The organism is Klebsiella sp. PL-2018 (assembly GCF_019048985.1).
GTDB lineage: Bacteria > Pseudomonadota > Gammaproteobacteria > Enterobacterales > Enterobacteriaceae > Klebsiella > Klebsiella michiganensis.
On the sequence record NZ_CP077675.1, the window covers coordinates 110,822 to 122,124 of the forward strand.

At 49.3% G+C, this 11,303-nt stretch carries 3 protein-coding genes and 8 pseudogenes; 5 read left to right on the plus strand and 6 right to left on the minus strand.

What is annotated here, in order from left to right; all coding sequences use genetic code 11:
• Positions 1-21 precede the first annotated feature (21 nt).
• From MKleb_RS30070 to MKleb_RS28990, 5 pseudogenes are all read right to left on the minus strand, one after another.
• A pseudogene (locus MKleb_RS30070) lies at positions 22-707 on the minus strand (transposase); the annotation flags it as partial.
• An 83-nt stretch (positions 708-790) separates the two neighbouring features.
• Positions 791-1,945: pseudogene (locus tag MKleb_RS28975) on the minus strand (IS3 family transposase).
• Between the two features lie 71 nt (positions 1,946-2,016).
• Positions 2,017-2,358: pseudogene (locus MKleb_RS28980) on the minus strand (group II intron reverse transcriptase/maturase); the annotation flags it as partial.
• 723 nt (positions 2,359-3,081) lie between these two features.
• Positions 3,082-4,286: pseudogene (locus MKleb_RS28985) on the minus strand (IS256 family transposase).
• Positions 4,287-4,410: 124 nt separating this feature from the next.
• Positions 4,411-4,659: pseudogene (locus tag MKleb_RS28990) on the minus strand (IS6 family transposase); the annotation flags it as partial.
• 291 nt (positions 4,660-4,950) lie between these two features.
• On the opposite strand from MKleb_RS28990, the gene ecpA reads away from it, so the two are divergent.
• From ecpA to MKleb_RS29015, 5 genes and pseudogenes are all read left to right on the plus strand, one after another.
• Entirely contained in the window at positions 4,951-5,550 is a 600-nt protein-coding gene (gene ecpA, locus MKleb_RS28995) for a common pilus major fimbrillin subunit EcpA (protein WP_217077027.1), read from the plus strand.
• Between the two features lie 54 nt (positions 5,551-5,604).
• On the plus strand, positions 5,605-6,282 hold the full coding sequence (locus MKleb_RS29000; RefSeq protein ID WP_217077028.1) for an EcpB family pilus assembly chaperone: 678 nt from the start codon (positions 5,605-5,607) through the stop codon (positions 6,280-6,282).
• A 57-nt stretch (positions 6,283-6,339) separates the two neighbouring features.
• On the plus strand, positions 6,340-8,832 hold the full coding sequence (locus MKleb_RS29005) for a TcfC E-set like domain-containing protein (RefSeq protein WP_217077074.1): 2,493 nt from the start codon (positions 6,340-6,342) through the stop codon (positions 8,830-8,832).
• A gap of 10 nt (positions 8,833-8,842) precedes the next feature.
• Positions 8,843-10,460 (plus strand): annotated as a pseudogene (locus tag MKleb_RS29010) (fimbrial protein).
• Positions 10,457-11,148 (plus strand): annotated as a pseudogene (locus MKleb_RS29015) (fimbria/pilus periplasmic chaperone). Before MKleb_RS29010 ends, MKleb_RS29015 begins: the two co-directional pseudogenes overlap by 4 nt.
• Positions 11,149-11,158: 10 nt before the next feature.
• On the opposite strand, the pseudogene MKleb_RS29020 reads toward MKleb_RS29015, so the two are convergent.
• Positions 11,159-11,252 (minus strand): annotated as a pseudogene (locus MKleb_RS29020) (IS5/IS1182 family transposase); the annotation flags it as partial.
• Positions 11,253-11,303 lie beyond the last annotated feature (51 nt).

The window sequence follows — 11,303 nt, forward strand, 5'->3', positions numbered from 1 at the left end:
GCCCTGAACTCCGGGCACACTATAGGTCACATCGCCGCACCAGATCTGATCCGGCGCTGTTACCGCGAACTGCCGGTCGAGATGGTTAGGTATTTCAACGTGTTCGTTCCCGCCGCGTTTGTATTTATGCGCCGGGGCCTGACAACTGGCGATATCCAGCTCTTTCATCAGCTTACCTGCAAGCCATCGCCCGAGTCTGACGCCCCGGCCGCTGACCATCGTGGCGATACTTCTCGCGCCAGCAGAGCCACCACTGGCATTCCAGACTTCACTGACGAGACTCCGTTTGACGGCCCGCTCAGCGTCAGAATCCCTGCCATTTTTACGAATGTAACGATAACTGCTTCGGTGAACACCGAACAGCCGGCACAATGGCGCTACCGGGTAGTGCGCCCTCAGACTGTCGATTATCGTGAACTTTTCAGGGAGTCCGACATCAAGAGCGCGGTAGCCTTTTTTAGGATTTCATTTTCCATTTCAAGGCGTTGTATTTGTTTTCTCATTTCCCTGAGTTCCGTCTGCTCAGGCGTCAGAGGCAGCCCCGGGGGCGTTTTCCCCTGGCGCTCCATACGTAACGATTTAACCCAGCGGTTGATGGCGGAGAGGCTGACGTTCATCGCTTTAGCCGCTTCACCGTGAGTGTAGTTCTGATCAAGGACCAGTTTTGCCGCTTCGGCTTTAAATTCAGCAGTAAATATTTTGCTCATTGGTTCACCTGTAAGATGTTGAGGTGAGCATATCACCTCTACTCAGGTGGCCAAATTCAGTGTGCCACTACATATTGTAGTGGTCAACTAATTTTGGCCACACGACCTGACTGTTCGTGGAACAGCCGCTCTGATTCATTTGGCGTTAACCCACCGTTATACCAGTGGGGCCGGATGGCACTGTAATAGCCCGTGATGTAGCGGATTATCGCGCTCTGAGCTTCTTTGAAGCTGTTATAGCCCTTCGTCGGCACCCATTCGGTCTTCAGGCTCCGGAAGAACCGTTCCATAGGGGCATTATCCCAGCAGTTACCGCGTCGACTCATGCTCTGCTTTATTCGACAGCGCCACAGAGCCTGCCGGTACTGGCGGCTGGTATAGTGACTGCCCTGGTCACTGTGGAACATCACTCCTGTTGGCTTCCCCCGATGCTCCCAGGCCATCTGCAACGCTTTGACCGTGAGGGCCGAGTCCGGCGACGTCGACATCGCCCAGCCCACAGGTTTACGGGCGAACAGATCCAGCACGGCGGCCAGATAAGCCCAGCATTTTCCCGTCCAGATATAGGTCACATCGCCGCACCAGATCTGATCCGGCGCTGTTACCGCGAACTGCCGGTCGAGATGGTTAGGTATTTCAACGTGTTCGTTCCCGCCGCATTTGTATTTATGCGCCGGGGCCTGACAACTGGCGATATCCAGCTCTTTCATTAGCTTACCTGCAAGCCATCGCCCGAGTCTGACGCCCCGGCCGCTGACCATCGTGGCGATACTTCTCGCGCCAGCAGAGCCACCACTGGCATTCCAGACTTCACTGACGAGACTCCGTTTGACGGCCCGCTCAGCGTCAGAATCCCTGCCATTTTTACGAATGTAACGATAACTGCTTCGGTGAACACCGAACAGCCGGCACAATGGCGCTACCGGGTAGTGCGCCCTCAGACTGTCGATTATCGTGAACTTTTCAGGGAGTCCGACATCAAGAGCGCGGTAGCCTTTTTTAGGATTTCATTTTCCATTTCAAGGCGTTGTATTTGTTTTCTCATTTTCCTGAGTTCCGTCTGCTCAGGCGTCAGAGGCAGCCCCGGGGGCGTTTTCCCCTGGCGCTCCATACGTAACGATTTAACCCAGCGAGAGGCTGAGGTTCATCGCTTTAGCCGCTTCACCGTGAGTGTAGTTCTGATCAAGGACCAGTTTTGCCGCTTCGGCTTTAAATTCAGCAGTAAATATTTTGCTCATTGGTTCACCTGTAAGATGTTGAGGTGAGCATATCACCTCTACTCAGGTGGCCAAATTCAGAGTGCCACTACAATTGCCATCAGCATGGCCCGCTGAACAATACGATCCCGCAACGTGGGGATGCCCAGAGGCCGCAGTTTGCTGTTGCTTTTAGGGATATAAACCCGTCTGGCTGGCATAGGTTGGTAGTGACCCGAGAGAAGTTCTTGGCTGAGCCTTTGCAGCTCAGCAGTCAGTCCGGCCTGTAGCTTTGTTTTGTTCACACCGTCAACGCCGGGGGTATGAGCCCCCTTTGATGAAAGTGTGATCCGCGCCGCTTCAGCCAGCCATTCTTGTTGTGTTATCAGACGCATCGGCCGTTCAATCCGTCGGGACGGATCAGTTGCTGCCCATGTGGCAAGCTTGCGTTGCATTTCGCTGATTATCAAAGGTCTTCACCTCACTGGGTCAGTTAATCCACTTCGCAAACACATTTAAACTGCTCCCCTTCGCCATGTAATAGGCTTTCCCCATCGCGGACTACTACGGAAGCTCCGCCAGCCAGCGCGTCATCGGAGCCATGCCCCCTTAACATCCGACACTGACCTTCCCCGGTTCACCTGTCTGGACTCAAACATACTGAGGAGGCTGCCCGTCGCACTCTTTGTCCTTGCTTGCCGCAAGTTGGCAGAAGTCAGCAACGCGAGCGTGTTAGGCGCTGCTGTCCCGGTGTTCTGCTTACATGTCAAAACACTTTTGACCGACACGGCATATCTATCAGTGTCAGTTCCTTCTGCACGGCCTGTCAGATCACATAGGCCGTGGTGACATTTTCAACCCACAGAGGCGGATTAACGGGTTCATGTTCTTCAGCCTTTCAGTACTCAACCTTGAGGATCATCTCGGCTTAGTGATCTCGCCTCAATCCCCGTTGTCAGCGGGTTACATCACCCTGCGGGCATGCCGCAGGTCACTGCCGCTCAGGTTCTCCGCCGTCACACCAGGCGGGATTGTAGGGTTACTCGTCATGAGCTACCGGTTCAATATTCCAGACAGGCTCGTGGTTCATTTGAGCGTCCATGCTCGCCCTTGAACTGGTCGAGTCTGTCAAGGTGGTGTAAATTCAGATCCGGCCTTCCGGTCCGGTAATATGTCTGTTAAGCGCTGAGTGGCAGCGCCTCGATTACTTCAGTTTCAGCGGCCTGGTCTATCTCCGTCATAGTATGTTGTGGCAGATAACGGTTCTGCAGCAGCCATTCCTCGTTCTGTTCCGTCAGCACGGCCCCCAGAAGTCGGGTTATGCTCTCTTCATTGGGGAAGATGCCCACTACGTCAGCACGCCGCTTCACCTCTTTGTTCAGGCGTTCCAGTGTGTTGGTGGAGTGGATCTTCACCCGATGCGCTTTAGGGAAGCTGAAGTATGCCAGCACATCTGCTTCGGCCTCGTCCATCATCTCCGTGACTGCCGGATTGCTCTTCTCCAGTTGACCGGCAACCTCACGCCAGGTGGCATGGGCGCTTTTCTCGTCGGTCTGCACGAACACCTGTTGCAGTGCCGCACGTACCACCGACTGGTTCGCCCTGCTGACGCGGCTCAGCACGTTGCGCATGAAGTGAACCCGGCAGCGCTGCCAGCTGGCGGAGAACACCTGCTGTATCGCCGCCTTCAGACCGCTGTGCGAGTCGGAGATGACCAGCTTCACGCCCTCCAGACCGCGCTCCTTCAGGCTCAGCAGGAAGGCCAGCCAGAACGCTTTGGCTTCTGACTCGCCGATGCCCATTCCGATAATTTCCCGGCGTCCGTCCAGGTTAACCGCGCAGGCGATTATAACGGCCACGCTGACCACCCGGCTGTTCTTGCGCACTTTCACGTAAGTCGCATCCAGCCACAGGTAAGGCCATTCCCCCTCCAGTGGTCGGTGCAGGAACGCCTGTACGCGCTCATCTATGCCACGACAGATGGACGACACCTGGCTGCGGGAGATGCCGTCATTCCCATCGACTGGACCAGCGCGTCAACCTTGCGGGTGGAGACGCCGTTTATCCACGCTTCCTGGATAACCGCATTGAGCGCTTTCTCAGACAGCCTGCGGGCTTCGAGGAAGGACGGGAAGTAGGTGCCTTCACGCAGCTTCGGGATACGCAGGTCCAGCGTACCGAGCCGGGTGTTGTACTGACGGTCACGGTAGCCATTGCGGTAAGTCTCCCGCTCATCACTGCGTTCATGGGGCTTTGCGTTAATACGCTGTGTGACATCGGCTTCCATGATGCGGTTGAGCATAAATTCAGTGAGTTCACGCAGAAAGTCCTCACCGCCGAGTTGCATCAGGGTATTGCTGAATGTCATGCTGTTGTCAGCCATCGGTTGACTCCTTTTCAGATAATGTCTTAGTAACCATTACCTTACCGGATAAGCCGATGGCTCTCACCATCCTGCTGAATTTACACCACTCCCTAAGACTCTACCCCTGAACTCCGGGCACACTGTAGGTTTCATCCATACGCCATCGCCGACCGACTGTGCGCTTATGTCGGCGAAAGACCTTATCCGGTAACGGCACCAGGCGGATGACCCAGCGATGCAACGTGGAATGGTCAACCACAATCCCGCGCTCACTCATCATCTCCTCCAGATTACGCAGGCTCAGGGCATAGGCCAGATACCAGCGTACACACTGGGCGATGATATCGACAGGATAATGTAATCGCTGGAAGGCATTTCGGATCAGGGGCATGGTCAGTAATGCTGGATCAAGGTTAGGAAATTGGTATACAGTAGTTACTGTGTTTTAGTAATTGATTAACGATTAAGAGCCTATTCCTGCAGGCGTAATTGGCTCCGACAGTTTGAACACGACCAACGCGCAAAAACTGGGGCGTACACTTCGTACGTGAGGATTCTGAGCTCTGACTAGGTTCAAAATGGCAAGTAAATAGCCCTAATGGGATAGGCTCCAAGCCAAGCCAAAGCAAGCCAAAGCAAGCAAAGGCAAGGCAAGCAAAGGCAATTGTTTAGGATGAAAATAATGAAAAAAATGTTTTTAGTAGCATCTCTGGTTTCCTCATCTATTATTGCAACAAGCGCGATGGCAGATGTTACAGCTTCAGCAACAGCTTCGTGGGATGCTACGGCTACAAAAGACACCACCAGTCTGTTGACTGTCACTCCGTTAAGCTCTTTGACTTTCGAGTATGCCGAAGCACTGAATACTTTTAACGCTCAGGACAGTGGTTTTGATGTGTCCATTACCGGGCAAGATACAGCAACCGATTTTTCGCTGGCAGCTAAGATTATCAGTAACACCTTAATCAAAGGCAGTGGTGAGGATGCCTCCACACTTGGCGTAGGGGTGGCATGGAACGGTACGGCACTCAATAAAACAACTGATACCGTTTTGGTTTCCACAGCTAAGACAGCTGGTCTTGAAAACCTAGTGGCTAACGGTGCTTATAATGGTACATCTCGTGTAAGCGATAAATCCACCTTCAAATTCACCATCGAATCAGCGACTGGTCCTGATAAGGACCCGGTAGATGAGTTTGCTGCACTGCCTGACGGCTATTGGTCTGGTGATGTTAAAGTCCAGTTTACTGCAACCTGGAATACTCCGTCTCCGGATGCCTAAGTAATAAAAAAATAAGGGGGAATTGTTTCTCCCTTATTTATCAGGAATAGTGTCATGAAAAAATATTTACCGACAGCGATGTTCGTTGGAGCAGTAGCATCTTTTCCCGGATGGGCCATTAATGTAGGTGAAATCACATCGATAATGACTTCTGCTGAGAGTTCATTATCGAAAGAGATCACTAATACAACTGATGCGGCGCGTTATATCAGTGTTTCGGTAAAACAATTGTCATCACCTTTGGCGGGAGGCGTCGAAATAAATCCTGTCAATTCTGGAGAGTTACTTTCTACACCTGCCAATCTTATTCTTCCCGGTCAGGCAAAGGATGTATTTCGCTTCTTTTATAAGGGACCTGTAGATGATATCGAGCGTTATTATCGTCTGCAATGGATAGATGAGCCGGTCACCGAGAGCGCGGAAACCCGGGCGAATAAAATGGCGGTTGCAACAGCGTCGGCTGAAATTGGTACTATTCTGGTGGTCGCGCCGCGAAAAGAGCGTTTCGAATATAGCCGAAATGGCGATGTTATTACCAATAATGGCAATGTTTCGTTTCGTGTGATCGCCTATGGCGCATGTAAGGATAAGGCTCACGATCAGGGACGAGGTTGTCGCGAACGTTATTACATTATGCCGGGTACGAAAATACAATTACAGTTTACTGACATTAGCAATAACCGTTCACACATCGGTATCTGGCACGGTAAGCAGTTTATTACAGTGAAGTGATGGTCGATAGCTACCATCTGTACTGAAAAAATTGATTACCGGAATTTTATCATGGGCATAGCAACTAAAAATATTGTAAAGGGTAGCGTTTGCATTTTTCTCACGACGACACTAGGATTTTTACATGCAGCCCCAGTAAAAGTGGCTAATTACATTATTCCAAGCGCTTTCGCCCGTTCACTGGAGCAGGGAATGACGGTGCCTGTATATATTCGTTACAACGAGACTGACGAGAAAAGTCAACAAAAAATTGCCGATGCGGTAATTTCGCTTGTTGATGGTAATATTACAGTTAAATCACTGGCTCTTGCTGAATTGCCTAATAATACTGTGTTATCTGGAAAAACTCGTGCGGTGGTAGAAAAAATTCGTGATGTGAAATTTCACGATAACACAAATATCGAGCTATCGGACAATGCACGCCTGCAGCTCAACGTTTCTTCATTTCATCTGGAGATGATTGTCAGTAAAGATGCGTTAACTGAGGCGATTGTCCCACGCAGTAGTTTGCTTGGACCTTCCAGCGTGGAGTTTCTCTCTAACGTCCTGAATTATAGCTTTGGTACCTACTACAACGATTATCATAATGGCAGCAGTACCCGCAGCTATCTGACGGTGGACAATACTACATCGCTGCGCGAGCACCATATCAACATTAACGGTTCGTTTTACGGCATCGGCGACAGCAACGGCACCAGTACACTCTATCGTGCGATGTATGAGCGTGATTATGACGGGTATCGACTGGCGCTTGGGATGCTCGACACCTGGAATGTCCAGTCTATTGCCAGCCTGAATGCGCTGAATGGCGGGAAAATTTACGGTGTGAGCTACGGAAACAAAGGAAGTACGGTTGTTGAGAATACCGCGCTTTCACTCACGCCGATTACCGTATTTTTGCCAGCAGCTGGCGAGGTTCATGTCTTCCGTGATGGGCGTTTGCTCAGCGTCCAGAACTTTAATATGGGCAGTTATGAAATTGATACCAGTCGTTTTCCGTATGGAGTTTATGACGTCACGGTAGATATCGTGGTCAATGGCAGGACAATTAATAGTCGTATCAGCAGGGTTAATAAAATCTTTGCCCGCCAACAAACTGCCGGGATTGAGCAGCTCTCGTGGCAACTGTTTGGTGGCTCACTGGATTATGACCGTGTGAGTTATAAGCGTAATCATTATCAGGATTTGGGCAGCGAGCAGACCTGGATTGCTGGTGGGGGCGCATCGGTGACGCTGGCGATATTGTCGGGGCTGGGCCTGAAGTCCACGCTCTACGGTTTTGGTGATAATGCGGTTAATGAAACGGATGCCACGCTCAATGTGAATGAGTACGTAAGCATTGGCAGTCAGACGCTGGTGGCGAATGATTCGTCATGGCGAAATATCAATAACATCAACCTTAATGTACCTGAGGGATATGGTTCCCTTTGGGCATCTCGTGAAGACAGTAAAATTGGCGACCGTCTGCCCATGCAGGAGCGTGATAATTATTCCATTGGCGGGACTCTTAACCTCGGAAAGTTTATTTCTCATGGCGGCTCGCTCACCGTGAGTCAGACGGAGAATCGCTACTCGGGAAATATATATCGTAATCTGGACTACAGTACGACTCTTTTTTCAGGCAGGTATGGCACGGTTGGGTTGCGTGCAGGTATTCAGCGTTATTACTACAACAACCGAAATGATGATGGACGACAGGAACGTTATGTCAGTCTGGATTTATCGTTGCCGTTGGCATCCTGGTTGAACATGGGCGTCTCCCGGGATCGCTATGGCAGTACTCGGGGTAATCTCAGCGCACGTAAGCAGTATGCTGAGGGCCTGATTAAATCGGTCGGACTGTCGGCATCAACGCGTCTGAGTGGCGAACAGTATTACGACAATAATTATTCGGTAAACGGCAATTTGAGTTATGACACGAAATATAACGCCGGCAATGTATCGGTAACGCGTTCTGCGGACAAATCCACCAGTATGAACTTTTCTTCACAGGGGGCTCTGGCGTGGGCAGGTAAAGATTTCGGCCTGAGCAAGGAGCGGCAGCGGTCTGGCATCATTGTGAAAACAGATTTGACCGGCGAAGGGAAACTGGCTGCGAAGATTAATAACCGCAATTATCTTCTCAGCGGTAAATCAAATTTCATTGCACTGCCGCCCTATGCTCAGTACAATCTGGAACTCCTTAATGATAAAAACTCTGAGGACAGCTTCGATATTGTTTCAGGACGCAAACAGGAGCTGACGCTATATCCGGGTAACGTGGGTGTTATCAACCCTGAAGTGAAAAGCATGGTCACCGTATTCGGGCGCATTCGTTATCCCAATGGACAGTTGGCTGCAAATACCGATATCCATAATCACATTGGTAAAACGCGTACAGATGAAAAGGGTGAGTTTGCTATCGATATCGATAAAAAGTATCCGGTCATAACGTTAATTTCAGCCACTGGCATCAGATGCGAAACTGAACTAGATCTGGAAAATGCACGCGGCGCAGCGTGGGTAGGGGATGTGAAATGTGCTCCGCAATCCACAATTGCGCAGCGATAAGGTATATTTAATGAAACAATGTATTTCTCTAATTATGGGTTGTGTTCTTATCGGGTTATCTCCGTCCGCCAGGGCGCTTTCTGCGACCACTCAGCCCTTGGAGAGTAACAATTTCTTATTTATAGAAAATAACATTGATAACGAATATTTTATAACACCATCTGCACAAAACCCTCGTTTTAGTGGGGCGAACACTTGGGTAAAGCTTGACGGATCTAACCAAGTTAGCATCGGATATATGGGCTTTATTGGTTGGAGCGGCTCTGCCGCTTACTATAAGGATATGTGGATTGAGAACTCGCCGATAAGTGAGCCATTCAGTGGTCTTCGATGTACTCGTGGTGCTAATTGCCCTTCATCTGGCTTCATAGCTGGCGACGTTACCGATCAATTTGGTTATTATCATGCCAAAACAACCGGAGCAGGAACTGACGGTGGAATCTATGGTTTTGCATCGTTTTCAAATTCGGCGTTTGAATATTTTCGCAAAATGGAGGTTGGGGGCAATGAAACATTTAAACTTAACTTTTGTAGAACCAATATTAATTACGATTATGCGGATGGGAAGCGCTGTAAAGACCAAGAAAGAGGTAATTGGTATATCAGACCATTCTCAGTACGTAAACTAGCTCATCTTTCTTTATTTTCCACCAATGCATTTCAGGAATTATTTATTGCAAGTGATGGTACCCCTAGCATCAATAAAGACAGTGGTAACTGTGAGATAGGAGTGGTCGACCGTGCTGATGGTGTTATCTGCAAGATGGTGTCTTATACTTTAGAGCAAGAAAGCAGATTAACGAACAGACTAACAATTAGCATGTTGGCTGATAGCAGCTTACTCCGTTTTTCGCCTGCCCCTGCCACAATAAAATATTCTGGTGATGGCCAAACCTGGACTAACTATAACACTAAATCGGTTTATAGTAATGTTTTTAGTAGTGGTAATGAAAACAAATATGTCTATGTATTTTTATCGAAAACATTCCTGAAAAATATGGGTGGACAATGGGATCAGCATATCAAATAGCCAACCTTTTACGTTTGCTTTTGAAAATGGAGTGACACCAGAATCTGGATTTTACCAGTTTACCCCCTTCGCTACAGCTCAATATTGTGCCGAAGGAGTATGGAATCAGTATAGTCTCCTCGAATTACACTTCTTCTTCGAGTGGTAGTGGCACGATTGGCGATGCCCATCCTATAGAAATGGATTACACCGTAACCGTCTCAGGCCCCCGTCAGGCCGACAGTATTACCGCGCAAGTTATTGGGGAAAGTATGACGATAAACAATGTCCTTACTGTCTGTTTACGTCTGCGCAAGGCGGGCTGTCCGTCCCAATTCCCGCTTTTCTGCAGTACAACAGTCAGTCGGGGGGCGTGGTGCAAAAACGAAATAGCTGCGATGAAGATGCAGTCAGTATGAGAGATGCGCAGTGGCAACAGACGCCCTGGGACGCAAATAACAATGACGATGGGAGCTATTATTCTACTGATTTGAAGTTGCTTTTCCCAATGAATGATTCGCGTTCGATGTTAACCGTTTCCGGCGCTGACTGGGAAGGTGTCGTCAGCGCCAGTGGAGAGATACAAGTCACGGCGAATTGGGTGGGAGTGACGCCATGAACCGCCGCCGTCTGGCGCTTAGATGGGTATTTATTCTACTTTCCGGTCTGACAGCATTCTCTACACAGGCAGTCTACCTGGAGTCGACCATTTATGAGATGCCATCGGATAAATCATTTATCAGTAAACGAATCTATAACGATAGCCAGAAACAGAATATATACAGTATCGGCGCAGTAAAAATTGATAAGCCGGGACCGGGAGGTGAAAACAGAAGTACTATTTCTGAAGGCGAACTTCTGTTTACTCCGCTGAATTTTTCACTGGCTCCGCAGGCGAGTGAGTTTTTTAAGATTTTCTACCGTGGGCCGCAGGATGATAAAGAACGCTATTACCGAATTCTGTTTCGTGAAATTCCGATCACGCTGTATACCGGACGTAATCAAGGGAAAGGCGGACAGGCTCTCCCGATGATCGCTATGGACACCATATTGGTTGTTCGCCCGAGAAACATAAATCTGGCTTACACCATTGATGAGGCTAACGGAACACTGAAAACACCGGGATACTTTTTTTAAAAATCATCGTACACCAGGGGTGCAACTCAACCGATGATGAAGCCACGATGCGTTATGTTTTTGCCGGGTGAAACCTGGCATAGTAAGAGCTAAAAGCTAAAAACCGAAAGTTTATTGTTGCCTTGCGAAAGTATATCCCAGTAGGAGATGCGTGTGGTACAGCCTACTAGGCTGTGTCCCTTAATTGCATAACCTTCTGTAAAACAGTCGGATACAACCCAGCCAGATATTTCCTGGCTGTTTTGTCGTAACGTGTGGCGATGCGACGATATTCGGTTCTGTCGCATTAATGTCAAAGAGGCGGAGGAAGTGCACTGACTGTTTT